The sequence below is a fragment of the Pseudomonas putida genome, assembly GCF_002741075.1.
GTDB classification, from domain to species: Bacteria; Pseudomonadota; Gammaproteobacteria; order Pseudomonadales; family Pseudomonadaceae; genus Aquipseudomonas; species Aquipseudomonas putida_T.
In genome coordinates this window covers 3,740,123-3,765,728 of sequence record NZ_CP016634.1, presented here as the reverse complement: position 1 = coordinate 3,765,728, position 25,606 = coordinate 3,740,123, and the positions used below count along the sequence as shown (strand labels likewise).

Sequence of the window (25,606 nt, the reverse complement as noted above, 5' to 3'; positions counted from 1 at the left end):
CGTGGAAGCTAACGTCGTCGACCATACCTCCATGTGGAGTCTGGTCAGCAATGCCAGTGTGGTGGTACAGCTGGTCATGCTGACCCTAGTGGCCGCTTCGGTCACTTCATGGATCATGATCTTCCAGCGCAGCACCATGCTGCGCGCCGGTCGTCGTGCGCTGGATGCCTTCGAGGAGCGCTTCTGGTCGGGCATCGACCTGTCCAAGCTGTATCGTCAGGCAGGCAGCAATCCTGATCCGGATTCGGGCGTGGAGCAGGTGTTCCGTGCCGGCTTCAAGGAGTTTTCGCGTCTGCGCCAGCAGCCGGGTGTCGACCCGGATGCCGTCATGGAAGGGGTGGGGCGTGCCATGCGCGTGGCCATCTCCCGTGAGGAAGAAAAGCTCGAGCAGAGCCTGCCGTTCCTTGCCACCGTCGGCTCCACCAGCCCGTACATCGGCCTGTTCGGTACCGTCTGGGGCATCATGAACTCCTTCCGCGGCCTGGCCTCGGCCCAGCAGGCGACCCTGGCCACCGTGGCCCCTGGCATCGCCGAGGCCCTGATCGCTACCGCGATCGGCCTGTTCGCCGCGATCCCGGCGGTCATTGCCTACAACCGTTTCTCTGCCCGCAGCGAAGTGCTGATCGGCCGTTACTACACGTTCGCCGACGAGTTCCAGGCAATCCTGCACCGCAAAGTGCACACCAGCGAAGAGTAATCAGGTAGAAGCCCATGGCCCGAGTTCGCCACAAACGCAAGCCGGTCGCCGAGATGAACGTGGTGCCCTACATCGACGTGATGCTGGTGCTGCTGGTCATCTTCATGGTGACCGCCCCCATGCTCAACCAGGGCGTGAAGGTCGACCTGCCCAAGGTTTCCAGTGAAGCCTTGCCTCAGGACAACAACGTTCAGATCCTGACCATCTCGATCAAGGCCGACAAGACCTACTACTGGAACCTCGGCAGCGAAGTCGACACCGACAAGCAGATGGACAAGGCCATGACCTTGCCGGAAATGACCAGTGCGGTGACGAAGATCATCGCCGCCGGTCGCGACCAGGGCAAGCAGACCCAGGTCTTCATTCGTGGCGACAAGGCCGTCGACTACGGCGCGGTCATGGGAGCCATGGGCGGGTTGCAGAAGGCCGGTGTCGGTAACGTTGGCCTGATTACCGAGGCGCCCTGATGCAACAGCGAGAGCCATCCGCCTCGGAAAGCTACTTCTGGCCCACTGTCTGGGCCATTGGCCTGCACGTTCTGGTGTTCGCGATGCTGTTCGTCAGTTTCGCAATGACCCCTGAGCTGCCGCCGTCCAAGCCGATCGTCCAGGCTACGCTCTATCAGCTCAAGTCCAAGAGTCAGGCGACCACCCAGACCAATCAGAAGATTGCCGGGGAAGCGAAGAAAACCGCATCGCGTCAGACCGAAGTCGAGCAGTTGGAGCAGAAGAAGGTCGAGCAGGAAGCTGTGAAGGCTGCGGAACAAAAGAAAGCCGACGCCGCTCAAAAGGCCGAGGAGGCCCGCGAAGCTGCCGAAGCGAAGAAGGCTGAGGAAGCCGCCAAGGCCGCTGAAGCGAAGAAGGCTGCCGAGTCCAAGAAAGCCGAGGAGGCGAAGAAAGCCGCGGAGAAGCAGCAGGCCGATATCGCCAAGAAGAAGGCTGAGGAAGAGGCCAAGAAGAAAGCCGAGGAAGAAGCCAAGAAGCAGGCCACCGAGGAGGCTAAGAAGAAAGCCGCCGAAGAGGCCAAGAAGAAAGCTGCCGAGGACGCCAAGAAGAAAGCGGCTGCCGAGGAAGCGAAGAAGAAGGCAGCCGAAGACGCCAAGAAGAAGGCGGCGGCGGATGCACAGAAGAAAAAGGCGCAGGAAGCGGCCCGCAAGGCGGCAGAAGACAAGAAAGCCCAGGCCCTGGCCGAGCTGTTGTCCGACACCACCGAGCGGCAGCAAGCCCTGGCCGATGAACGTGGCGATGAAGTGGCCGGCGATTTCGACGACCTGATTCGCATGCGAGCAGCCGAAGGGTGGGCGCGTCCGCCGTCCGCACGCAGGGGCATGACGGTAGTCCTGCAGATCAACATGCTGCCCGATGGCACCATCACCAACGTCAGCGTCGCGCGCTCCAGTGGTGACGGTCCGTTCGACAGTTCGGCGGTGGCAGCGGTGAAGAACATTGGTCGTTTGACCGAAATGCAGGGCTTGAAGCCGAACGAGTTCAATCCGTACCGTTCATTCAAGATGACATTTACACCTGAGGATCTAGCGTTGTGATTAAACGTCTGAGAGGACTGCTGGTCATGCTCTGCTGCGTGGCAGGTATGGCTGTGGCAGAGGAAAAGAACATCCTGGTCACCAGCGGCAGCGATCGGGCGACTCCGATCGCGGTAGTGCCGTTCGGTCTGCAGGGTGGCAGCGTGTTGCCCGAGGACATGGCCGAGATCATCGGCAATGACCTGCGCAACTCCGGCTACTACTCGCCCATTCCGCGGCAGAACATGATCAGCCAGCCGACCCAGGCTAGCGAAGTCATCTTCCGCGACTGGAAAGCCCTGGGGGCCCAGTACGTGATGGTTGGCAGCATCGTGCCGTCCGGCGGTCGTCTGCAGGTGCAATACGCCCTGTTCAACGTGGCCACCGAACAGCAGGTGCTGACTGGTAGTGTTGCCGGTGGCGTCGACCAGCTGCGCGACATGTCGCACTACATCGCCGACCAGTCGTTCGAGAAGCTCACCGGCATCAAGGGGGCATTCTCCACGCGCATGCTGTACGTGACCGCCGAGCGCTTCTCCGCCAACAACACCCGTTACACCCTGCAGCGTTCGGACTATGACGGCGCCCGCGCCGTTACCCTGCTGCAATCACGCGAGCCGATTCTGTCGCCGCGTTTCGCACCGGACGGCAAGCGCATTGCCTATGTCTCGTTCGAACAGAAACGTCCACGTATCTTCGTTCAGCACATCGATACCGGTCGCCGTGAGCAGATCACCAACTTCGAAGGCCTCAACGGTGCTCCGGCCTGGTCGCCGGATGGTTCGCGCCTGGCCTTCGTGCTGTCCAAGGACGGCAACCCGGACATCTATGTGATGAACATGGGGTCGCGCCAGATCAGCCGTGTGACTGCGGGCCCTGGTATCAACACCGAGCCGTTCTGGGGCAAGGATGGCAATACCCTGTACTTCACCTCCGACCGTGGCGGCAAGCCGCAGGTCTACAAGACTTCGGTCAGTGGCGGTGGTGCCGAGCGTGTAACGTTCGTGGGTAACTACAATGCCAACCCGAAACTGTCGGCAGATGAAAAGACCCTGGTGATGATCCATCGCCAACAGGGCTTCACCAACTTCAAAGTGGCTGCCCAAGACCTGCAGCGCGGAAGTGTAAAGATTCTGTCGGACACCAGTCTTGATGAGTCTCCCACTGTCGCGCCCAACGGCACCATGCTAATCTACGCCACCCGCCAGCAGGGCCGGGGAGTCTTGATGCTCGTCTCTCTCAACGGACGCGTGAGGCTCCCGCTTCCTACCGCTCAAGGCGAAGTCAGAGAACCGTCCTGGTCCCCTTACCTGAACTGATGCGGCGTAATACTTTTGCTTAACACACTGGGGTTTCATTAGGAGTTTCACGATGGAAATGCTGAAGTTTGGTAAATTCGCTGCGCTGGCTCTGGCCATGGCCGTAGCTGTAGGTTGCTCCTCCAAGGGCGGTGACAACGCTGGCGAAGGCGCCGCTGTTGATCCTAACGCTGGCTACGGTGCCAACACTGGCGCTGTCGACGGCAGCCTGAGCGAAGAAGCCGCCCTGCGCGCAATCACCACCTTCTACTTCGAATACGACAGCTCGGACCTGAAGCCAGAAGCCATGCGCGCTCTGGATGTTCACGCCAAGGACCTGAAAGCCAACGGCAACCGTGTTGTTCTGGAAGGCCACACCGACGAGCGTGGTACTCGCGAGTACAACATGGCTCTGGGCGAGCGTCGTGCTAAGGCCGTTCAGCGCTACCTGGTTCTGCAGGGCGTTTCCCCTGCTCAACTGGAACTGGTTTCCTACGGCGAAGAGCGTCCAGTTGCCACCGGCAACGACGAGCAGTCCTGGGCTCAGAACCGTCGCGTAGAACTGCGTAAGTAAGTTCTTATGCGTATGTGCCGTCGTGCTGTAACCGTCCTCGCGCTCAGCCTGCCGCTCGCGGCGTGGGCTGAGATTCCTGTAGTAGATGACAACGCAGGTGGCTATCCGCCTGCGGGTTATGGCACGAGCGGCGCCTATGCCGGAGCAGGGGCTTCGGCCCCTGCTTCTGCACAGGGCCAGCTGTTCATGCAGCTGCAACAGATGCAGGATCAGATTTCCCGCCAGCAAGGCATCATCGAAGAGTTGCAAAACGATGTCGCCCGCATGAAGCAGGAGAACCTGGAGCGTTACCAGGATCTGGACCGTCGCATCAACAGTGGTGTCGCACCTGCCGCGACCCCCGAGAATTCTTCCACCGGCGGTGCATCCAATGCCGCCGCCGGTGCCGCTGCTGGCGCTGCGGCTCAACAACCGGCCGCCAGCAGCGAACCTGGTGATCCGGCGAAAGAGAAGCTCTATTACGACGCAGCTTTCGACCTGATCAAGCAGAAGGATTTCGACAAGGCCAGCCAGGCCTTCGGCGCCTTCTTGCGCAAGTACCCCAACAGCCAGTACGCCGGCAATGCCCAGTACTGGCTGGGTGAAGTGAACCTGGCCAAGGGCGATCTGCAAGGCGCCAGCCAGGCTTTCGCCAAGGTCGGCCAGCTGTACCCCAAGCACAGCAAGGTACCTGACTCGCTGTACAAGCTGGCAGATGTCGAGCGCCGCATGGGTCACACCGACAAGGTCAAGGGCATTCTTCAGCAGGTCATTACTCAGTACCCCGGCACTTCCGCCGCGCAACTGGCCCAGCGTGACCTGCAAAAGCTCTGAGTGTTGCCATTCGAAATAAACCCGCGCTTGTCGCGGGTTTTTTCGTTAGAGGGATGGTGCACAAACTCCTTGCCGGATTACGGCGCAGGCCGCATTCTGCGGGCCTTGCAGCCCTGGGTTGACCGGGGCACAACAGCCGTTTAGAGGGCCATTTCACCGGGGCGCATGACCGGTGCACGTGACCCACTGCCAGGAGTTGCGCCATGTCGGATCATCTGATGAAGCGAGACGGGCGGTTCATCTACCGCCGCCGCTTCCCTGTCGAAGTTGCCAGCATTGTGGGCCGTACCGAGTTCCGAAAGGCGCTTGGCACCAGCGACCGTAAGGAAGCGCTACAGCTTGCCCGTGTGGTGTCGGTTGACTTCGACCGTACCTGCGCCGAAGCCCTGGCTGGGAGCGCCTGCGGTGGCGGTACAGGGGCGATGCAGGCCCTTGGCGGGGATGTCCCAGCGGTAACGGCAGAGCGCATCCTAGAGCGTCTGCGGGCCGTTGTAGACGATGCTACCCGGTCGGCTGTCGAAGCCCTTGAACCGAGCCAGCGGCAGGCCCCGACCTGGGCGGCAGAGCTTGAATGGCGCAAGGCCGCACTACAGGCGATTGCCGACGGGAAGCATCCCGGCGCGGCTGACTACAGCCCGATGGAGGCATTGGCCGCCCTGCGCGCCCTGGAGGCCCTGGAGAGGGGCGAGGTGCCCACGCTAGGGCAGCCCTCAACGCCTGAGCCAGCTAACGCTGTGCCTTCTATTGCGCCTGTTCCAGAGCACTCTGTACCTGCAATCCCTGCTCAACGGGCGCGGCATGGGCAGACCACCGCCGCCGAGTTTCAGCGGACCTTGGATAAGTACCTGGCCCAGGCTACACCCCGACGTGGACAGCAGGTGCAGACGCTGTGCCGGGACGCCCTACGTTGGCCAGCCACCCCAGCGGAGCAGGTCCAAAGCATTCTCGACTATGGCCAACGGCGCCTTGAGCAGGGCATGAAAGCGTCGTCACTCAATACCAGCACCAATGCCATTCTGGCCGTACTTCGCTGCATGCCTGGGTGGGAGGGGATCAAGCTGCCGAAGCTTGATGCCACCGCCAAGACGATTCGTTCCGGTGCCGGTGCCAGGAAGGAAGCCCGCCAGCCGATCCCCGTTGCAATGCTCAAGGCTTGTATCCAGAACATGCAGGACACGGCCCCCGAGGCTGACTGTGCTGCGTTGCTCATCCTGGCTCGTTATGGCTTGCGCCCGTCTGAGCTATTGCGGGAGGGGCCGGAGGCATTGACGGTGCGCGAGGACATCATGGGCGGTAAGGAACTGGTGTTCCAGGCTGGGCTATCCGGTAGGAAGACCGATGCCAGCCGCCGTGACCTCCCAGTGCATGACGATGACGCCCGGCTGTTCCGGCTGGTGCTGGCCGAAAGGGGAGAGCACGCCGACCTAGGCCGTAGGACGGAGCAGCGGGTGCGCCGGTTGCATGACCTGCTCGGTCGTCGTCTGCCTGCCGGTTATACGTTGTATGGCGTTCGGCACACAGTGGCTGACCTGATGCGACATGCCGGTGCTACTGAGCATGAGGCCGGGGCGATCCTGGGCCATGTTGGTAAGCAGAACATGACCAGCATCTACGGTGGCAAGTCTGCACTCAAGGCACAGCGGGGGCTGCTGGACAAGGTGCGCCAGTTGCTCGAAAGCCCTCCGGCCTAAATTTACTGTAGCCGTGCGAGGGGAGGGTCTGACCCGATCATGTGCAGAATCCCCCATAGGGGCCTAGTGCGCTGCTGGCCAGGCGACTGCCGGGGTCGATTGCGCCCACCGCTGCCTGGGCTACCTTGAAAGGGTCGCCATGTGGCGATGAGCTATCAAGGAGCTGATATGCCTACGAGATATCGTGATGCGGTAACTGGTGAATACATCACCGAGGACAAAGCTAAACGCAATCCTCGGGAGTCGGTGAAGGAAACTGACAAGCCTAAGCCGAAGTCTCCGCCTAAGAAGAAGTAAAGCCGCATGGCGCAGCTAGATGTTTTGGCTGCGCCTTTTGTGTAGCGTTATCGGTATGCCTCAAGCGCTACCGTTCATCAATAAAGTGCTGGTGTAGCGATATTGTTGTTTGACGTATCTAAACGCTACACATATAGTCGCTACATCCAAACCGCTACAGGGCGACTATCATGATGATCCGTGCTTACCTCCGTGCCTCTACTGCCGAGCAGGACGCCAGCCGCGCCAAGGAACAGTTGCGAGAGTTCGCCCAGCAGCATGGCCACCGCATTGCGGGTTACTACGTAGAGAACGAATCCGGCGCCACGTTGCAGCGCCCGGAGCTGTTCCGCTTGTTGGCAGATAGCGAGCCTGGCGACATTCTGCTGGTCGAGCAGGTAGACCGATTGGCGCGATTGAATGAGGCTGACTGGGCAGCTCTGCGGGCCACCCTCCAGGCGAAAGGTGTGCTTGTCGTTGCCTTGGACCTGCCGACCTCGCATCAAGCGATGCACCAGGCGAAGGCTGGCGACGACTTCACAGGCCGTATGCTGGCGGCTATCAATACGATGCTGCTGGATATGCTGGCGGCAGTCGCCAGAAAGGATTATGAGGACCGGCGCCGTCGGCAGGCGCAGGGCATCGAGAAAGCAAAGTCGGCTGGTGCTTATAAGGGGCGCCAGGTGGATACCGACCTGCACCGCCGAATCACGCAGTTGTTGGACGACGGCAAGTCGGTGCGCGGTATCGCTGACCTGCTCGACTGCTCGACTAACACCGTCCAGCGGGTCAAGCGGGAGCGCACAGCCAGCGCCTGAGGCAGCCTCGCCCGTATGACTACAACGCCTGGGCATGCAGCCTGGGCGTTGTCGTTTCTAGGCCCTGGGAGCGGCTGCAGGGCCAGTTGTCGCGGTCCTGCACTCACGGCCTGATCCGCGCATGACTCGCACCTGGCGGCCTCTCCGGCCCTTCCTGGGCTACCTGCCGCCAGCCCGTGTGTCGTAAGGGCTGGCCAGGGATATGGCACTGCTGTTCGGTAACTGTCACATACTCCAGAGATAGGTAGACACTCCGTCAATCTATTTCGACCGGTGCTGTACGTTACACCTACGTGATTCGCGGCGCCTGCCACCCCAAGTGGGCGCCGTGCTTTTTACTTCCCGCATCGAACACCGTCGCTGTCTGCGCAGACCTGCAAGGGCGTGGACTATCCGGCCCAGTTTCCCTGGCATCTGGTACACCCAGGCCTGCCCGAATACTTCCCGTACACATCGAAACACTACCTGTCTGGAGACCTTGAATCTCTGGGCGGGAACGCTTTCGACTTCACGCACACTGTTACCTGATCCCATTGGAGTGACCATGACCCACAGCTCTCAGTTGCAGGGCAGGCCAGCGCTCACGGCTGCCCGAATCATCCGCTTTATGCGGCTTAACTATGCCCTTCCTGCACCGAAACCAATCACCACTACAGTGCTCCGCGAGGCGTTCCCCGAGGTGCCACGTAGTAGCCTGATGAATGCCATTGCAGCGCTCATCCGGCGTGCCGGTCTTCAAGCTCGATACCTCCCCGGAACCCACATCCGCGAATACTGCCCCGGCTCCCAGGCGTTCAACGCTTGGCGAATGCTGGACCGTGAACAGCAAGGGCGGCATGCCTGGACAGAGGCGCGATTGCTTGATGCGTTGAATGAGCGCGGGGGCTGCTGATGGCTCGACCACGCAAGATCAACCTTGACCGGCTGGGCCTGGAGCTACTGGCGTCCACTATTGACGGTACTCAACAACGCTACAAGGATGCGAAGGAAGGGGGCTACCCCGTAGATGCGGCGACCATCAGTGCGTCCGTATCCCTGCTCAAGCTTATCGAAGCGGCAAAGGCTGCCCGTGCTGACGACAGCGCCGCCGAGCTAGAGAAACTGCGGGCGCAGTTCGCCGAGAAGCGCACGTCGCCTGCAACCCCTGCACCCCCAACACAAAATGAACCCGCCGACCGTGCCGCCTTGCTCGCAGAGTACGGCATTACCGATCCCACTACTTGACCGACGGCCTGGCGCCTTCGACTGGAGGAACCATGACCACAAACCTAGAAGAGTTGAAACAACGCGGCCAGGCTGGCGCTGAGGTACAGCCAGACGTGCAGCCCTTCGACTACCTGTACGCCGTGCGCCTCGTGCGCCAGGCGAACCCCGGCTTGGATGGCCAGGCGCTGTCAAGCGCTGTCGAGCAAGTCAAGGCGCTGTACCTGGCAACCGGCTCGTATACCGCCCCGCAGAACACCTTCCAGCAAGAACGATTCAAGATGCACCAGCGGCACAAGGAGGAGGCTCGGGAGTTGGCGCGGCAGCATGGTCGCAAGGCTCACTGGCTCAGCCAGAAGGATACCGACCTATGCATTCTCGAAGGCTTGGATGATATCGCCCAGGGCAGGGCACCCAGCGGTACTCGCTATCTGCGCAACCGAGGCAAGGGCGTCGAGTACGTCAACAAGGTGCGCAGCCTGCGCAACGATAGCCAGAATGCTAAGGCGCTGCAAAGCCTGGCCGGGCACACGGTACTGCGCACCATCGACGAATCGGCATTGGAGGTATCAGCCATGCACCGTGGAACTCTGTCCGGTTGCCTCAAGAATGTAGCGGCGCATTACATCAACGCCGAGAAGCTGACGGAACAGGTACGCCGTGAAGTCGCCAAGGCCACGGCTAGCCTTGTGGCCGAGCAGGCCGCAACCAATAAGCGGTTGGAGATTGTCGAAGCTGGCGAGCATTGGCATACCGTAGCCCGTCGCATGCGTTCGGAAGGGCAAGGCCCGTCAGCCATTGCACAAGCCACGGGCCAGAAGTTGAACACTGTGAAGGTGTACCTCAAGCGCCAAAACAAGGGCTGCTAGTAGTCTTTTAATTCTACACAAAACCGAGTTTTAAGGGGGGTACATGTACTCCTTTGTACCCGCCGTACTCCCGCCACTGCCTCATAACTGACCACCCACCAAGGCCCGCCACAGGCCCGCACAGCGCGCTCCAGCGCACCCACCAAGAACCTACCCCACCGCCCAGCCGATGAGCCAAAGACGCTCAGGCGCGGCTGTGGGCGCCATTCCAAAGGAGAACCACTATGGCTACCAGATACGACCGCATCGTCAAGGACGACCCTACCGCCAGCATGACCCTCAACCACAAGGCGCTGGCCGTCGCCCTCGGCATGATGACGCAAGAGAAAGTACGCGGCCTGTCGCTTACCCGCCGCTTGTGCTGGGTTGCCCACGTCCAGCGTAACGGCGTGCTGCATCAAAAGGAGTTCCCGTTCGGGGAGAAGGCCCAGGCAATCGCCTGGCTGCTTTGCACACGAGCCCAGCTCCAGCTTGAGGGCAACGACATCAACCAGCGCGGCAGATGGAAGCGCTCGCCAGCGGTGGCCGCATGATCCACCAGCTATTTGGCATCCCACAGCTACAGGAAACACCCGAGGCAGAAGCTGCCAGGGCACCGGCCCAGGCCCGGCGGCAACGTGGCTTGACTGACGCGGACCTAGCCGACCTCCAGGCCCAGGCCTTCCAACTTAGGCAAGCCCGCGAAGCTGCGCAATCGGTCCCAACCGGCGCAGCGGTAGAGCAGTACACCCTGGAGGTGGTGGCCGGGGGCAACGCTGCTAACACTCGCCGCCAGCGCCCAGGCTCCTCGCTCGGCATTAACACCTGACCTGCTGCATTAGCGACCTCGATTCAAACCACGTAGACGAACACGTACCGGAGACCACAAATGACCAAGACCAACAAGCCAGTAATCAACGCAACCGTATCCCCGCGCACCCAGGCTCTGCTGGGCGCATTGCGTACGGCCATTACACTGGACCGCCTGGAGGTGCCGGAGCTGACCGCGCCCGCTGTCCCCAGCAACTATGCCGACGTGAAAGCCGGACTCAGCCGTATGGCTGAGCGCTTCATTGATCCGGCCCGAGCCGAAGGCAAGCGTACTGGCGCTGATGACGTAGCCCGTGAGTTGGGTGCTGTGCTCGCTCAAGCCGCCCGCTCGGGTATGCCACTGGCTGACCTGCCCGCCGCCCTGGACCACGATTCCGCCATGGTGCAATACCGTGGCCAGCAGGAACAGTATCTGCGCTCCAGTGATGCTCACGCTGCCTGCCAGGCCGAGGCTATCCAGACCTGGCTGGCCGACCTGCTGGCCGTGCTCAGTGTCCGCGAAGTCCTGGGCGATGACGTGGTGCAGGATGCCGCTGCCGCTGGTAACAAGACCATGGCCTCAACCGCGCTGGACCTAGTTGCCCGTGAGAAACTGAACACCGCTGGTGCTGCCGACCTGCCTGTCATGGCGGCTGGGCGTGGCCTGATGGTGCTGCTGGCCGCTGGCGTTGATCCCGCTGAGCTGGTGCTAACCGACCTTGAGTTGCTGGTGGCGCTGGCAGGTAGCGAGATCATTCCAGCCACCTTGCCTGGAGCTGGCCTATCGGCTGCTGACCTGTCATTCCGTGCCGGTACGTCGCTGGTGAAGGTGAGCCCCCGTGGCGCCGTCCTCTACCGTGAGGCTGATGTTCAAGGTGGCCGCGTAGTCCTGCCCCACAGCGTGCTGGTAGCAGTGAGCCCCGATGCCCTGGAGCAGTTGAAGGGGGAGGTAGGCGAGCGCCTGGCCCGCGTACCCCACAGATTCCAGGAGGCTGCCGTGGGCAACAGCTCGCTAGATCGGAGCCGCCGCGTTGTGCACGGCGGTGGCCTGAATGCCTTTGCAGCCAGCATCGGCTGAATATGGGTGGCCCGCCTACGCGGGCCTTGCCATTAAGGCTGAACAAATGGCCGCTCGATAAAGCGGCCTGCTTCCTTGGCGTCGAGGTATTGTCCGCGTGTTGAGAAGTGCCCGCCTGCAATGGCGCTAACTTCCCAGTCCTCTAGGTTACGGCCCGCCAACTGCTCGGCATAGTAGACCCCGCACACGGCTTGCTGACGTACTGCAATCTCGCCATTGCGCGTGTACTGCCAGCGAGCCAGAAGGAAGCCGACACCTCCTATCAACAACACTAACCACTGTTCCATGGCGAATCTCCCTATGGTTGTGGTAGCAGTTTGATATGTGGTTGCAGATTCCGCCAACACCTCCTCGACCTGCATGTACCGTTCTAGCGGGGCACAAGCCCCGTGCACCAGACGTGCCGCGACGAACTGACAAACGGCTCAAGCCCAATAAAATCAAGGCTTCTGGACTAATTGCCCGGTTCTTCGTTAGAATCTTGGCCCTTTTTTCGTAAACACGCTGGTGCGGATAACGCTATGTCGAGTCCGCGACAGTGCCTGACGGAGGCGGACAGCCTGTTTAGCTGTCACGCCCGTGGCGATCATGCAAGACACATTACGTATCACCGAAGTCTTTTACTCCTTGCAGGGTGAAACGCGAACGGCTGGGTTGCCCACCGTATTCGTGCGCCTCACAGGCTGCCCCCTGCGCTGTCAGTACTGCGACAGTGCCTATGCGTTCAGCGGCGGCACCGTTCGTACCCTCGACGATATTCTCGAACAAGTGGCGGGGTTCCGGCCGCGCTATGTCTGTGTGACCGGTGGCGAGCCCTTGGCCCAACCCAACGTGTTGCCATTGCTCCAGCGTCTGTGCGACGCCGGCTACGAAGTGTCCCTGGAGACCAGTGGTGCTCTGGACATCGCCCAGGTCGATCCTCGGGTCAGCCGCGTGGTCGATCTAAAGACGCCGGGTTCGGAGGAGTCGCATCGTAACCGCTACGAGAACATCGAGCTGCTGACCGGTAACGATCAGGTCAAGTTCGTCATCTGCTCTCGGGAGGACTACGACTGGGCGGTCTCCAAACTGATCCAGTACAACCTGGCGCAGCGCACGGGTGAAGTGCTGTTTTCACCCAGCCACCATCAGGTAAGCGCCACAGACCTGGCTGACTGGATCGTCGCCGACAACCTGCCCGTACGCTTCCAATTGCAGTTGCACAAACTGCTGTGGAACGACGAACCGGGACGCTGACACGAGGAGTATGAACATGACTGATAAACGTGCGGTAATCCTGCTCTCCGGTGGTCTGGATTCGGCCACTGTGGTCGCCATGGCCAAGGCCGAGGGTTATAGCTGCTACACCATGAGCTTTGATTATGGTCAGCGTCACCGTGCCGAGCTCAACGCGGCAGCGCGTGTTGCCCGTGATCTGGGCGTGGTCGAGCACAAAGTGATCGGCCTGAACCTCGACGGCATTGGTGGCTCGGCCTTGACCGACACCAGTATCGATGTGCCGGAGGCGCCTGGCGAAGGTATCCCGGTCACCTACGTGCCGGCGCGCAATACCGTGTTCCTGTCCCTGGCCCTGGGGTGGGCTGAGGTGCTGGGCGCCCGTGACATCTTCATTGGTGTCAATGCCGTGGATTACTCGGGGTACCCGGACTGCCGTCCCGAGTTCGTAGAGGCCTTCGAACGCATGGCCAATCTGGCCACCAAGGCGGGGGTGGAGGGGCAGGGCTTCCGTATCCAGGCGCCTTTGCAGAACCTCAGCAAGGCGCAGATCGTCCAGACCGGTATCGCCCGTGGCGTGGACTACAGCTTGACCGTTTCCTGCTACCAGGCGGACGACGAGGGTCGCGCCTGTGGCAAATGCGACAGTTGCCGCTTGCGCGCCGATGGCTTCACGGCAGCCGGTGTGGCGGACCCAACCCGTTATTTTTGAAAAAAGTACCGATGGGGTGTTGATTTCTCGTTAGAAATCAGTATTATACGCGCCATCCAACGGGTCGTTAGCTCAGTTGGTAGAGCAGTTGGCTTTTAACCAATTGGTCGTAGGTTCGAATCCTACACGACCCACCATATTCACAGCGGTACGTGATTCTAGAGAAGGAAGGCCTCTACAGCCATGTCTAGTTTTGCAGCCGTCTGGAGCGAACCTTAGGCTCGCTTCGATGTGATGTAAATATGAAAAAGCCCGCGACCAACTAGGTATGCGGGCTTTTTCGTTCTTGCCAGTCAGGAAAACTCCTGACTGTTCTCCTGATTTGATGCATGACGAGTTACCTGAGAAATTCCAAGCCAGCTTGGCGGCTTCTGCGGCCGAGTACATCCTCGTGCAGACCTGATCTTGTTTCAGCAGAAAATGCTTAGCTCGCATGCCTGGATTTTTCAACTCCCCTGAAACCTGGCGACCAGGTGCAGGTAGGGTGGCGCGACAGTGTGAAAGCGGTGACTCACTTCAACTGTGACTGCCACTCGTTGCCTCAATGAAGCCATATCGCGATCAATTCTTATGGTGGCCGAAAAATCAGACCTGTTGCTGATGCTGTCGAGCGACTGGTCTATCGGCTCCATACACCCAAGCTATACTTCTTGAGGAATTAACCTGCGAGATATGACATGAACAGAAAGCCGTTCTGCTTCGTTCTAAGTCTGATGGCGCTTGCACCCTCCTTTGCCCAAGCAGAAAGGATGTTTCAAACCTCATCAGGTTGCACCGTCATTCTCACACTCGGTGCAGGTGCTCCCCCAGATTCTGCTGAATGGAGCGGCGATTGTATCGATGGCAAGGTGTCAGGCAACGGTTCTCTGGTTGTCTCTTGGGGAGGCGAGCATCTAGAGTATCGTGGAGAAATGCGAGACGGCATGTTCAATGGCCAAGGTGTCTATCGGACCCTGCAGGGCCAAGTTTTCAACGAAGAATTCAAAAATGGTGTTCCACTTAAATTCTTGAATGGCGCAAATACTTCAGCCGTAGAGGTCGTTGCGATTTACAACTGTGTGATACCCTCGTTGTCTGACTCAGTGGGGCGAGAGCTTTCGGTTTTAAAGTCTAAAAGTGGGCCGGCTCGATATTACGTGGTCTCAGAGAATGATAGAGAGCTATTGTTCAAGGCTAAGTCCTTTGGTGCCCCTAATAAAGGCGACTTCTCGTTAACCCTGAATAGTGGTACTCGAATTACAATTGCCAGCAATGGCTGGGTCACCACCAATAGAGACAGGGTGCATAATAAAAACAGCCTATAGGGTGAAGTGTCTGGGGAGCAGAACAGCGCGGCAGGTCAGTGTGAATACCTGCAGTCTGGAGAAATCCATCGATATACTAGAGTTGAATAATTTGACCTGCGCACGCCGTTCATAGGTTCTTGATATAAATGTGGGTAGCAATTATTCCATAGTTGCGACTCCCAATGGTGAAAAACACGGGTCACGCTGAATCCGCCGGCAATGGTGGTCGTCAAAATACCAAGGGGCTGGAGTAGAGGGGGGGGTAGGACTGGGCATCGGGGTAAGCGAAATTCGCAGTTGTACATATTCGGCCTTGGAAGGAAGTTTGAGGTAGATGAAGCCAAAGGCTAGAGGGAACACCAGACCATAAAGGAAATGACAAGCGTCGGTCGTAGGTTCGAATCCTACACAATCCACCATCTTCACAGCGGTTGGTGAGTACTAGAGAGCGCTTTCACAGTCATCTAGTCATGCCGCCGTATGGAGTGATAATCAGGATCGCTTCGGTGTGTATCAATACGAAAAAGCCCGTCTTTTTAGCGGGCTTTTTCGTTCCTGGACCAGAGGGCTAAGGGCGGCATTTTGCTGCTGCTAAGGTGAACCCGCGGCGCTCGGCTGGACACGGTGTTGGAGATTTTCAGTTGGCTCCAGCATAACGGGCGGCTTCCTGCACCCTGAGCTCTAAATACTTAATGTAAGGCGCCGAGAAGTTATTATCTTTTGCGTACGTGAGCGCATTGGTATATAGGACCATTACGTCTGCGTTTGGATTGTGTTCGCTACCGATACTTTTTAAATAAGCCTTGTTTTCTCGGGGCTTAAGAACGGAGTCAATTTCATTAAAGTAGCGCTCTGCTTCTGCCCTGGCGGAGGCGCCGAAATGTCGCTCAAGGTCTTCAAGCATATTGGATTTCGACAGGAATCGTGCGAATTGCTCAGGTATGACAGTGTTCCCTGCTCCAGTGGTTCGCTCTAAAATGATGCTTCTGTAGTCGGACGTTTCTGGAAGTGCGCACAGATAGGCTAGAATTAACTGACTTTGCTGCAGTGCGCCCGCTGTTTTTTCGTTGATGAGTGTGGCCGATTGATTATAGTTAAATCTTACATAGGCCCCATAAATGCCATAACTCGAAGTCAAAACGTTGGAGTCGCAGGCGTTGTCGACTCGTGTTGAGCTGTCTTTGTCAGCGCTCCAGAATTTCGCAGCATCCGTCACGTAAAAAGCCGACTCGGTGTAGCGGCCGGCGAGGATTAACGATTCGGCAATGAGGGCAGTGGTATCCTTGCATTCATACCATTGATCGTAATTGGTAATGGGGCGTTGGCTTTTCCCACAATGCGCTTCGTACTTGGGAATCAACCATGAAGAGGCTGTTTTCACATCATTCGATGTTTTTATATTTTCAATGTCGCCCAAGAATTTTCCGCTTGAGCTGCAGCCTACCAGGGTAAGCATATAGAGTAAGACGGCGGCTTTGTTGATAGACATGCCAGTCACCATGGTTCAGTTTTCCGTCTTTTCAGCAGAGATGGCCTTCGGGTCAGCCCAGAACTTGTCGGCGAACACCTTGAACCGCCAGCGGCTGCCTGTACACTGATAGACCCGGTTTCCATAACTAACCATTGCACCTTCCTGATGATAGTAGAGGTGCGAGTCATCATTGTGTTTGGTGAAGTATTTGCATGGCTGGCCGTCATAATTGACGTCAGGGTCCAAGGGTTGTGGGTTGGCCTTTGAGTGCGACGCCTGTTGCAGTTTTTGGGGAGTGGATTGAGCCGGCTTTTTATTTGCCCAAGGATTCAACGATTTATCTTCACTTGCTTTGCGTAGGCTCTCACGATTTTTTCTATCTTCATCGGCCTTTTGGATCATTGCCTGCCGATCCCTCTCGGCGGCATCTCTTAACTCATTCTGAGTCCGTTCAGCGTCTTCCTGATCCATGTTTTCAATGATGCCTTGCAATGCCTGTGTAGCACTTTGATAGGCACCCTCTACATTGGCATTGGTGCTATTGGAGGGTTCTCCACGTGCTTCGGTTGCATTGCCACTGCCCGCAAATGCCATGCCGGCAATACACTGGGCTCCTACAATGGCGCCGATAAGCGATAACCAATGGATGCCCTTTTTGATGTGGCGTGTTTGGTGCATTTTAGTATGCCTCATGGACATAAGGCTCAATAGAGTCAATCGTGCTGGAATGGTGCTGTTCAAGTATGATGAGGGCGTATTCGAGTCATCTTCCATTATTGAACGCTGCCTAACTATCCTCGATGAGCTAAGTCGGGATTCAACTGTCTCGATACATTCCATCATGAGCTTAGCTCGTTGCGCCTTTGGTGCAATTTATTGGCTTGTTTGCGGCCGGTCGTACGCCTCGGTGGTTAATCAGGTAGCGGCTCGAGCAGTCTCTTGACCGATCGCGCCGCGCTGGAGCGCCCCTGAGGCAGCCGGCTCAACGCTGTCGTCACCATTCCTGCGAAGCCCCCAAGGCAGTCGAAAAGCCTGCTTTCCACCCTCAGGCGCTCGCTTGGCGCCCGGTGGTGGTTCGATCGAAGTCTCCTATACTCACCTCCAATCGCTCTGACCCCCTGCGCCGAGGGCCTGCTGGATGAATGTGATCGACTACTTTGATCGCGCACGAATCATCAATATCCCTTCCCGAAATGATCGCCGTATGGAAACCGTGCAAGAGTTTTCCCGTCACGGTTTCAACATCGATTTTGAAAAAATAGGCTTTTTCGACGCAGTTACACCCGGTGAGAGTGCGGGTTTTCCCAGTGCCGGGGCGAGAGGGTGCTTCCTGAGTCACTTGGGGATACTGGAAGATGCCATCCACTCAAAGTTGAACAACATCCTGATCCTGGAGGACGATATCCAGTTCTCCAGGCGTATTGCCCAGTACGGCAAGCAGGCAATCGAGTCTCTGCAGGGGATGGAGTGGGACATCGTCTATTTCGGGCATCCCTTCGAGGGCGACGCCAATGTACCGGGCTGGCAGGCAGTCGATCGCCCCATCCATCTCTCCCACTTCTATGCAGTGAACGGCAAGTGCATCGAGCGGCTGAGAGACTTTTTGTCCCAGATCCTGCAGCGGCCCCCAGGTCACCCCGATGGCGGGCCGATGCACTATGATGCCGCCCTCAATACGCTGATCCATACCAACAAAGACCTGCGGGCGTTCTATTTCACCTGGAACCTCGGCTATCAACGCCCCTCGCGCACTGACCTGCATGAGCTGTCGTTCTTGGACAGAAGCCGGCTTCTGCGTCCGGTGGTGAACAATCTGCGCAAGCTCAAGGCAACGTTGCTTAGAAGAACGCGTTAGTCGGCTCGCGAAACGCGCTCGGTTTCATGTGTTCAGGCGCCGGGCATCGAAGGCGTCGATGGCCTGGTAGGTGGTATAGGTCGCCTGGGCGGCCATCAGGCCGGCAAGCCCGAAAGTGCGGGTCAGGCCGAATTGCCCGAAACCTTCTGGTACGGGCAGCCTGCGTGCAATGGCGTCGGCGAGCACTTCGCCGGCGACCGTAGTCGGTGCCATGCCGTGACCGCCGAAGCCGACCGCGTGCCAGATGCCATTGTCATCCTGGCCGATCTGGGCCATTTGGTGGCGGCCATAGCTCATCAGGCCGCCCCAGGAGTATTCAATCTCTACATCCTCAAGTTGAGGGTAGACCGTGACCAGGTCCGCCTTGAGCAGCTTGGCGATGGCCTCGGGTCCGCGATCGAGAATGGAAATGCGTCCACCCCATAGGATTCGGGTGTCTTGCAGGGGGCGGTAGTAGTCGAACGCGAAGCGGGTGTCATAGACAGCCGATTCGCAGGCAATGGCGTCTTTCAGTCGCTCGCCCAGGGGCTTGGTAGCAACGACGTAGGTGGCAATCGGCAGTACCGCGCGTTCAATGGGGCGATAGACGCCTCGTGCGTAGCCGCCGCCTGAGAACACCACTTCTTCAGCGTGCACTTCACCGCCTTGGGTCCGCACCACGTATTTGCCTGAGCGCTTTTCAATGCCGAGCACGGGGGAGTGTTCGAACAGGCGCGCGCCGAGGTCGGTGATGGTGCGTGCCACACCGCACACATACTTCAGGGGGTGGAAGTGGAACGCGTTGCGTTCAAGCAGTCCGCCGTAATAGCGGTCGGTGTTGAGCATTTCCTTGAGCTTGCCAGCAGAAATGCATTCCCACTCCACTCCGTAGGCCTGCTTCATCAATTGGCGCGGTTTTTCCAGGCGGGCCGGGTCGTTGAACCAGTTGGCGAGGATCACGCCTTTGTCGACGAGGTCGCAGTCGATAGCATATTGGCGGGCGCGGGTGCGGATCAGGTCGACCGCGTTGACGGTCAGCTGATACAGCCGGCGTGCTTCGGTGGCGCCCAAGGCGGACAGCAGGTCCGCATTGCCCAAACTGTAGCCACCGAATACAAAGCCCCCGTTACGTCCTGAGGCGCCATGCCCTACCTGCTGCGACTCCAGCACCACCACGTCATTGACGCCGCGTTCGGCAAGTCCCAAGGCGGTCGAAAGACCGGCAAGGCCGCCGCCGAGAATGCACACTCGGGTATCGGTGCGGCCTGAGTGGGTGGGGTACGAAGCCCGTTTGACGGAAGCTTCGTAGAAGGATTTGCTGAAATCGGTGCTCATCGGTGTTCCTACGCGGGAGTGGGCGTTCGCTCAGGGCTGGAGGGCGCCGGGCAGGTGCTCGGCGCCTGGGCGGTTCAGGCTGAGGCCTGTTGGCCAAGTGCAACGCCATCGAGGTTGCTCTGGGCCTTTCGTTCGTCTTGCATGCGTCTGGTCTCGATCACGCTGAAGTCCATTTCACGGTAGCGGACGATGCGCGATTTGGTGATCAGCTTGTGGCCGTACCACATCACTACGAACAGCACCAGGCCGATGTAGGTGGCTGCCGCGCCTATCCAGTCAATGCGGTCGCCGATGAAGGCCTGGTAGTTCTGACCCAGCATGACGATCATGCACAGGGCGAAGGCAAAGAATGGCCCGAACGGGAAGAACTTCGAAACGTACGGCAGCTTGTCCAGGCTGTTGCCCTGCAGCTTGTAGCCGCGACGGAAGCGGTAGTGGCTGATGGCAATGCCCAGCCAGGCGATGAACCCCAGCATCCCGGACGTATTCAGCAGCCACAGGTAGAGCTTGCCGGGGCTGAACAGGAAGCTCAGCAGGCACAGCCCTGCGACCACGGTAGTGGCGAGTAGCGCCCAGACCGGTGTGCCCGAGCGGGTGAGCTTGGCGAACAGCGCCGGTGCCTTGCGCTCGACAGCCAGGCTGTAGAGCATGCGCGACGAGGCGTACATCCCCGAGTTGCCGGCCGACAGCACGGACGTCAGGATGACGGCGTTCATGAGGGCGGCTGCGGCCAGCATGTCGGCCTTTTCGAAAATCAACGTGAAGGGGCTGATGGTGATGTCGGACAGCCCGTCCTTGAGTAGGCGCGGGTCGGTATAGGGAATCAGCAGGCCGATCACCACGATGGTGCAGACATAGAACAGCAGGATGCGCCAGAAGATCTGGCGGACGGCCTTGGGAATGTTGCGCCCGGGGTTTTCGGTTTCCCCGGCCGCGATGCCGACGAACTCAGTCCCCTGGAACGAGAAGCCGACGATCATGGCCACGCCGATCAGTGCGGGCAGGCCGCCGGCGATCGGACCGTCGCCGATTTGCCACAGGTGTGCACCGCCTTCCTGGCCGCCGTCGAGGATGCCCAGGAGCATCAGGATGCCGGTGATGATGAAGGCGATGATGGTGACGACCTTGATCAGGGCGAACCAGAATTCCGTTTCGCCAAAAAAACGCACGGAGGCGACGTTCAGGGCGAAGAGTAGGCCCAGGAACAGGGCGCTCCAGATCACCCCGGGCGTGTCGGGGAACCAATAGGACATGATGATCTGTACGGCCACCAGATCGACCGCAATGGTCACGGCCCAGGAGTACCAGTAGTTCCAGCCCAGGGCGAAGCCGAAGCTTTCGTCAACGTAGCGTGAGGCATAGGTCGAGAACGAGCCGCTGACCGGCATGCAGGCGGCCAGCTCGCCCAGGCTGGTCATCAGGAAGTAGACCATCAAGCCGATGATCGCGAAGGAGAGCAGTGCGCCGCCGGGACCGGATTGCGCAATAGTGGCGCCTGAGGAAACGAAGAGTCCGGTGCCGATGGAGCCGCCAATGGCAATCATGTTCAGGTGGCGGCTATTGAGGGTTCTCTTCAGGTGGTTGGAGGTATTGCTGGTGGTAGCCGAACTCGCGTTTTTATTGGAATGGGTCATGGGCAACCTTTTGACCTGCGTTCATTTTGGATTTGTTGTTTTTTTTTCCTGGCATCGCCTGTGATTCGAGGTAGCCAGGCAGCAAGGCCCAATTCGCGTTGAGCCGGTCGTTCACCGTGCGGGGTCTCCTGTGCAATCGCAGGTTTTTATTGATCGAGATCAGTATCGGTCTGCAAATGAGGTTCGAACAAACGACCTTTAGGCAAGACATCATTCCTATTTGGAATTAATGGTTATTTTTTGACCTGTCATTATGTAGGGCGGTGCTTGCCTACTTTTTTCGGCTAATTGCCTTTAGGCGCTCTATCTCGGCGCTTAATAAGCGTCAAAAAGATTGTTTTTATCGTCATTTTGTATGGCTTACCTGCCGTGCTTTACAGAAAGACGGAAAAAAACTCATAAACACAGGGCGCTGCGGGCAGCCCCAAAAGAAAAAAGCCGATGCCTGGACGATCCAGGCATCGGCTTTATTTTTGAGGAAGGGAGGAGGGGTTAGGTCTTGTCCGGCTGCACCTTGGCGCTGGTCACGGTCTGCTGTGCCTTGTCGGCCTTGTCCGCAGGTAGGGCGTCGAACTCACGCAGCCCATTCTTGCTGTAGGGGTCGCCGATCCAGCGGGGGGCCACGACAAACTGTGGGTTTACCAGGCTCTTGGCGGGTTCGTAACGGTCGTAGCTCAGGCCTGCCAGGTCGGACAGCGTGTGGATCAGGTGTGAGCTGCTGTAGGCCCGGTCGGTCATCGCCTGCAAGTCGCGTGGGTGTGCGGCCTGCCAGCTTGGCGAGGTCCAGAGCAGGAACGGGATGGTGTACATCGGCCGGGTCGGTGCGCCCTCGTTGCGTCCCAGGCGATCATGATTGCCGGAGCTGTAGACGTCCTCGCCATGGTCGGACAGGTACAGCAAGAAGCCGTTGGGGGTGGTGGCCGAATACTGTTTGATCAGGCTCGCGACTACATAGTCGTTGTAGCGCACTGCATTGTCATAGTAGTTGTAGGTCTGCACCTGGTCCGGCGTCAGGGCGCCAGGCACGCCTTGGCTGTCCTTGAAGTGCTCGTAGGCATCCGGGTAGCGATAGCGGTAGTCCATGTGCGTGCCGAGCAGGTGAACGATGATGAGCTTCTTCTGGGCAGGGTCCTGCAATGCCTTTTCGAAGGGCGCGAGCACCACTTCATCGTACTGACTGGCGTTCTGGTTGCGCTGATTGTTCAGGTAGACGGGCACATCCGTCTGCTGGGAGAAGGTGGTCAGCATGGTGTTGCGCTTGGTCATCGTCTGCTGGTTGGTGATCCAGAAGGTCTTGTAACCGGCCTGTTTCATCAGGTTGATCAGCGACGGGTCGGTGAGGAAGCGGTCCGGGTTCTTCTGGTCGCCGAAGGTCAGGATCTGCTGCATCACCTCGATGGTGTATGGGCGTGGTGACACCACGTTGCGGAACACGCTGAGGTTCTTGTCGTTTGCGGCCAGGGCGTCGAGTTCTGGCGTGGTGTCCCGGCCATAGCCGTACAGGTGCATGTGTTCACGCGTGGTGGACTCGCCCAATACCAGCACCAGCGTGCGCGGCGCTTCGCCGCTGCTGTCCTTGAGGTCTTTCAGCGGCGGCAGGGCTGCGTTCTGCTCCAGCAGCTTCTGCATGTTGTCCAGTTGCTGGCGGTATTGCTGGTAGCCGACCACCAGTTGCCAGGGCACGGCCGGCTCCATGCGCTGCTGAACCTTTTCCACGGCCTCGGTGAACGTGCGTTGCTGGGTCACCAGTTGCTTGTAGAAGGGGAAGACCAGGTTAGCCGCCAGCAGGAGGATGACCAAGGGGATCCGGGTGCGCAGCGAGAGGGTGACCGGACGGACACGCTTGAACAGGGCCACCGCGACCAGGGTGTACAGCACTAGGCCCAGGCACAGCCAGAGGCTGAAGTACTGGCTGAAGTACTCGCCTGCCTCGGCGGTATTGGACTCGAACATCACGAAGATGACGCTCTGGGAAAACTCCTGGCGGTAGATCCCGAAGTAGCTCAGGCCCACTAGTGAAGCAGCCCACAGCACCAGGCCGACCAGAGCGCTGATGAGGCGGGTGTGGCGGGGTAGCAGCAGGACTGGGGCAAGCCACAAGGTGCTGAGGAACAACGCATCACGGAAACCGGAAAAACCGGTCGTGCCGCTGAACATGAGCAGCGCCTGGGTGACACCTGAGAAGTACCAGAAGAACAGCAGGAGCCAGCCCAGTCCGGCCCAGTCCATGCCTTTGCGAATCGTTGGGGATGTAGTGCTTGCCACGTGTGCCTCGTTGAACCTCGACGGCAGCCAAGGGGCCGGCTGCCAGAAAGGCTGCGACGCTAGCGGAACGGGCGTGAAAATAACGTCAACGAATACCCATGGAGGAACAAAGTGTATTGAGTAGGCGTATTTTTTTGCCGGTTATTGACTGGTCGAAGTCGCTCCCGTCAATAAGTAAATTCCTATATATTTCACGCCAATTAAACACGCTGTTTTCGCTGTCCTATTGGCTCGAGCGAAGTACCGCGAGCGAGAGGATTTACTCGGGCATGAAACCGATCAAGCTTTTCTGGAGTCGCGGCAGTGGGCGCGACGATGCCGGCAAACAGAACTTTGGTGATTATCTTTCCGCCTTGACCGTGGAGTTCGTCTCGGGGCGCAAGGTGGTGCACAGCCCGGTCAAAGACGCCGAAATGATCGCCATCGGCAGTATTCTGGCCCGGGAAAAAAAGGCCAAGAGCTGGGGGTTTCGCCGCAAACTGCACGTCTGGGGCACCGGTTCCAGCACCCCGGGTGATGTGTTTTCCGGTCACCATCACTATCACGCGGTCCGTGGTCGCAAGTGCCTGGAGCAGATCAAGCGCCTGAATGGGCAGCCTGTACTGGGTGATCCGGGCCTGTTGGCCTCCTCTTTAGTCAAGAAGCCGGCCTTGAAGACCATCCGTGTTGGGATCATCCCGCACATCAATCACCGCAATTCGCCTGAAATCGCCAGCCTGCTGTCGCTGATTCCAGGCTCGCGGGTGATCGATGTGTTCTCTCCCGTCAAGCAAGTGCTCGAACAGATCGCTTCGTGCGAGTTCGTCTTGTCGACCAGTCTGCACGGCCTGATCGTCGCGGACTCCTATGGCGTCCCGAACCAGTGGCTATGCATGAAGCGTTACCCGCAGTGGGAGTTCAAGTTCCAGGACTACTACTCCAGTTTCGGAATCGTCGATCCCGTGCCGGTCACCCCGGAGCAAATTCACCTGGACAAGGCCTGGTCCATCGAGCGCAGCACGGAGGGCTATTCCCGCCCGGGCCTTGAAAGCCTGCAGGAAGGCCTCGTCAAGGCGTTTCCGTCGCTCTGAAGGGCCTGCCTGTCACGGCGACGAAGGGCTGATGCTATTCAGCCCACTCCGGATCGCCTGTGAACACCACCGTGAGCCAGCGGTCCGGGCCTTCGCCGCCGATGGCGTTGCCAATCTCGTCGCGCAAGGCGTCCCACTCGGCGATGGTTCTGGCGGCCATGGTTGCGGGGACGATGAAGTAGAGTTCGATTTCTCGCGAGCGCCCGACCTTGGCCACATAGGCCCGATACGATTGCAGGCCGTGTTGGGCGACGAACGTCTGGGCGACATCATCCACATGCTGCTTCAGGTCGCTCGGGGTCACCAGAAACATCTCCGAGAGTGCCTGGCGTACCACTGACATTGGTAACGGAATGATGACCAGGCAGACCAGCGCCAGCACCGCCGGGTCGATGTAGGGCGAGATCCAGGCCCACTGGGTGCCTTGCACCAAATAGCCGACGCAGAAGGCGACCAGCAGAGCTGCCGTGATACTGGCCGACATCACCCAGCCTTTGACGTCCATGCGCACGAAGTCCGAACCGATCTTGCGATTGGCACGGGCCTCGGCGATGGCGATGGCCAGGCACGCGCTGACGGTGACCACGGCGTACACCAGCGCCACGCCGAACTCCAGGTCCCGCCCGCCCTCGAGCAGGCTACTGGCGGCGTTAATCAGGGCGTAGAGCGCAACGCCGGTCAGCAGGATGCCGTTGAGCGCCAGAACCATGGGTTCGAGATGCCAGAACCCCATGGTGAAGCGTTCGCGCAGCTTGCGCGACATGCGCTCTGCGCGGGCGTGGGAGGTGATCAGCTTGACCACGACCAGGGACAGTCCGCTCATGCTGGCATCGACCAGTGAGTAGACACCATCGAAGACAATCGAGAACGAGCCTGACGCCAGGCCGAAGGCGATACCGATCAAGGCGATGAACAGAGTGACCGCGATGGACAGGCGCAGCACGCCTTGTTCGCTGGTCAGGTCGAAAAACGCTTTTCCCATCGTGGGGCTCCATCAAGGCTGCCCAAGGGCAGCCATCCTTTAGGTTCTGTACGAAAAGCCTTGATACTCGGTGATGCTATGTTGAAAGCAGCCTCGGAATGCTCATTTACAACCCGTAAGCTCCGCTTCCTCGGCTGCTTTCGCCTTGCCTGACCTTCGTCTCAAGACTTTTCA

The 25,606-nt window shown here is 59.0% G+C and carries 26 protein-coding genes and 1 tRNA gene; 20 read left to right on the top strand and 7 right to left on the bottom strand.

Translation table 11 applies throughout. The features are described from left to right. Position 1 precedes the first annotated feature (1 nt). From tolQ to IEC33019_RS17575, 14 genes are all read left to right on the top strand, one after another. Positions 2-697 carry a protein TolQ gene (gene tolQ, locus IEC33019_RS17645; protein ID WP_043209509.1) on the top strand — a complete coding sequence of 232 codons (696 nt, stop codon included), beginning with the start codon at positions 2-4 and terminating at the stop codon, positions 695-697. A gap of 14 nt (positions 698-711) precedes the next feature. Then, positions 712-1,164 carry a protein TolR gene (gene tolR / locus IEC33019_RS17640; RefSeq protein ID WP_012315816.1) on the top strand — a complete coding sequence of 151 codons (453 nt, stop codon included), beginning with the start codon at positions 712-714 and terminating at the stop codon, positions 1,162-1,164. Next, positions 1,164-2,240: a cell envelope integrity protein TolA gene (gene tolA / locus IEC33019_RS17635; RefSeq protein ID WP_070094199.1), complete on the top strand. Its 1,077-nt coding sequence runs from the start codon at positions 1,164-1,166 to the stop codon at positions 2,238-2,240. Before tolR ends, tolA begins: the two co-directional genes overlap by 1 nt. Positions 2,241-2,266: 26 nt before the next feature. Next, positions 2,267-3,538, top strand: a complete 1,272-nt coding sequence (gene tolB, locus IEC33019_RS17630) for a Tol-Pal system beta propeller repeat protein TolB (protein WP_043209564.1) — start codon at positions 2,267-2,269, stop codon at positions 3,536-3,538. A 52-nt stretch (positions 3,539-3,590) separates the two neighbouring features. After that, positions 3,591-4,091: a peptidoglycan-associated lipoprotein Pal gene (gene pal, locus IEC33019_RS17625; RefSeq protein WP_043209505.1), complete on the top strand. Its 501-nt coding sequence runs from the start codon at positions 3,591-3,593 to the stop codon at positions 4,089-4,091. Between the two features lie 6 nt (positions 4,092-4,097). Beyond that, positions 4,098-4,904 carry a tol-pal system protein YbgF gene (gene ybgF / locus IEC33019_RS17620; protein ID WP_070094198.1) on the top strand — a complete coding sequence of 269 codons (807 nt, stop codon included), beginning with the start codon at positions 4,098-4,100 and terminating at the stop codon, positions 4,902-4,904. Between the two features lie 203 nt (positions 4,905-5,107). Beyond that, positions 5,108-6,595, top strand: a complete 1,488-nt coding sequence (locus tag IEC33019_RS17615) for a DUF6538 domain-containing protein (protein ID WP_099593811.1) — start codon at positions 5,108-5,110, stop codon at positions 6,593-6,595. A 467-nt stretch (positions 6,596-7,062) separates the two neighbouring features. Continuing rightward, complete coding sequence (locus IEC33019_RS17605) at positions 7,063-7,689, top strand: recombinase family protein (protein WP_023381903.1); 627 nt, start codon at positions 7,063-7,065, stop codon at positions 7,687-7,689. Between the two features lie 544 nt (positions 7,690-8,233). Beyond that, the gene (locus IEC33019_RS17600; RefSeq protein ID WP_023381902.1) at positions 8,234-8,581 is read left to right on the top strand and encodes a hypothetical protein; all 348 of its coding nucleotides are present in this window, start codon (positions 8,234-8,236) and stop codon (positions 8,579-8,581) included. Then, complete coding sequence (locus IEC33019_RS17595; protein WP_099593807.1) at positions 8,581-8,913, top strand: hypothetical protein; 333 nt, start codon at positions 8,581-8,583, stop codon at positions 8,911-8,913. Before IEC33019_RS17600 ends, IEC33019_RS17595 begins: the two co-directional genes overlap by 1 nt. Positions 8,914-8,945: 32 nt before the next feature. Then, entirely contained in the window at positions 8,946-9,761 is an 816-nt protein-coding gene (locus tag IEC33019_RS17590) for a hypothetical protein (RefSeq protein WP_099593805.1), read from the top strand. A 224-nt stretch (positions 9,762-9,985) separates the two neighbouring features. Continuing rightward, positions 9,986-10,294, top strand: coding sequence for a hypothetical protein (locus tag IEC33019_RS17585; RefSeq protein ID WP_099593803.1), 309 nt, complete (start codon positions 9,986-9,988; stop codon positions 10,292-10,294). After that, positions 10,291-10,569, top strand: coding sequence for a hypothetical protein (locus tag IEC33019_RS17580; RefSeq protein WP_099593801.1), 279 nt, complete (start codon positions 10,291-10,293; stop codon positions 10,567-10,569). The genes IEC33019_RS17585 and IEC33019_RS17580 overlap by 4 nt, the downstream gene beginning before the upstream one ends. 60 nt (positions 10,570-10,629) lie before the next feature. Further along, positions 10,630-11,628, top strand: a complete 999-nt coding sequence (locus IEC33019_RS17575) for a hypothetical protein (protein WP_099593799.1) — start codon at positions 10,630-10,632, stop codon at positions 11,626-11,628. A gap of 32 nt (positions 11,629-11,660) precedes the next feature. Here IEC33019_RS17575 and IEC33019_RS17570 read toward each other — a convergent pair whose 3' ends face one another. Next, positions 11,661-11,915, bottom strand: a complete 255-nt coding sequence (locus IEC33019_RS17570) for a hypothetical protein (protein WP_157765899.1) — start codon at positions 11,913-11,915, stop codon at positions 11,661-11,663. A 301-nt stretch (positions 11,916-12,216) separates the two neighbouring features. Between IEC33019_RS17570 and queE the strand changes: the two genes are divergently transcribed. From queE to IEC33019_RS27410, 4 genes are all read left to right on the top strand, one after another. Then, the gene (gene queE / locus IEC33019_RS17565) at positions 12,217-12,864 is read left to right on the top strand and encodes a 7-carboxy-7-deazaguanine synthase QueE (RefSeq protein WP_070094220.1); all 648 of its coding nucleotides are present in this window, start codon (positions 12,217-12,219) and stop codon (positions 12,862-12,864) included. Between the two features lie 16 nt (positions 12,865-12,880). Continuing rightward, on the top strand, positions 12,881-13,555 hold the full coding sequence (gene queC, locus IEC33019_RS17560) for a 7-cyano-7-deazaguanine synthase QueC (RefSeq protein WP_070094197.1): 675 nt from the start codon (positions 12,881-12,883) through the stop codon (positions 13,553-13,555). Positions 13,556-13,616: 61 nt separating this feature from the next. Then, positions 13,617-13,692 (top strand) — tRNA-Lys (locus tag IEC33019_RS17555). Between the two features lie 540 nt (positions 13,693-14,232). After that, on the top strand, positions 14,233-14,859 hold the full coding sequence (locus IEC33019_RS27410) for a hypothetical protein (RefSeq protein WP_139139908.1): 627 nt from the start codon (positions 14,233-14,235) through the stop codon (positions 14,857-14,859). A gap of 619 nt (positions 14,860-15,478) precedes the next feature. On the opposite strand, the gene IEC33019_RS17550 is transcribed toward IEC33019_RS27410, so the two are convergent. Further along, the gene (locus IEC33019_RS17550; RefSeq protein WP_139139907.1) at positions 15,479-16,330 is read right to left on the bottom strand and encodes a hypothetical protein; all 852 of its coding nucleotides are present in this window, start codon (positions 16,328-16,330) and stop codon (positions 15,479-15,481) included. Positions 16,331-16,345: 15 nt separating this feature from the next. Further along, on the bottom strand, positions 16,346-16,990 hold the full coding sequence (locus IEC33019_RS17545) for a hypothetical protein (RefSeq protein ID WP_070094195.1): 645 nt from the start codon (positions 16,988-16,990) through the stop codon (positions 16,346-16,348). A 460-nt stretch (positions 16,991-17,450) separates the two neighbouring features. On the opposite strand from IEC33019_RS17545, the gene IEC33019_RS17540 reads away from it, so the two are divergent. Continuing rightward, a complete protein-coding gene (locus tag IEC33019_RS17540; RefSeq protein ID WP_081337510.1) occupies positions 17,451-18,167 on the top strand; it encodes a glycosyltransferase family 25 protein in 717 nt (238 codons plus the stop codon). 24 nt (positions 18,168-18,191) lie between these two features. Here the strand turns inward: IEC33019_RS17540 and IEC33019_RS17535 are convergent, their stop codons facing one another. From IEC33019_RS17535 to IEC33019_RS17525, 3 genes are all read right to left on the bottom strand, one after another. Next, positions 18,192-19,481 carry an NAD(P)/FAD-dependent oxidoreductase gene (locus IEC33019_RS17535; RefSeq protein ID WP_070094194.1) on the bottom strand — a complete coding sequence of 430 codons (1,290 nt, stop codon included), beginning with the start codon at positions 19,479-19,481 and terminating at the stop codon, positions 18,192-18,194. A 74-nt stretch (positions 19,482-19,555) separates the two neighbouring features. Continuing rightward, a complete protein-coding gene (locus IEC33019_RS17530) occupies positions 19,556-21,115 on the bottom strand; it encodes an amino acid permease (protein WP_081337509.1) in 1,560 nt (519 codons plus the stop codon). Positions 21,116-21,607: 492 nt separating this feature from the next. Further along, entirely contained in the window at positions 21,608-23,380 is a 1,773-nt protein-coding gene (locus IEC33019_RS17525) for a phosphoethanolamine transferase CptA (RefSeq protein ID WP_081337541.1), read from the bottom strand. 269 nt (positions 23,381-23,649) lie between these two features. On the opposite strand from IEC33019_RS17525, the gene IEC33019_RS17520 reads away from it, so the two are divergent. Further along, positions 23,650-24,450, top strand: coding sequence for a polysaccharide pyruvyl transferase family protein (locus IEC33019_RS17520; RefSeq protein ID WP_070094613.1), 801 nt, complete (start codon positions 23,650-23,652; stop codon positions 24,448-24,450). A gap of 34 nt (positions 24,451-24,484) precedes the next feature. On the opposite strand, the gene IEC33019_RS17515 is transcribed toward IEC33019_RS17520, so the two are convergent. Then, positions 24,485-25,432, bottom strand: coding sequence for a cation diffusion facilitator family transporter (locus IEC33019_RS17515; protein ID WP_070094612.1), 948 nt, complete (start codon positions 25,430-25,432; stop codon positions 24,485-24,487). Positions 25,433-25,606: the final 174 nt, after the last annotated feature.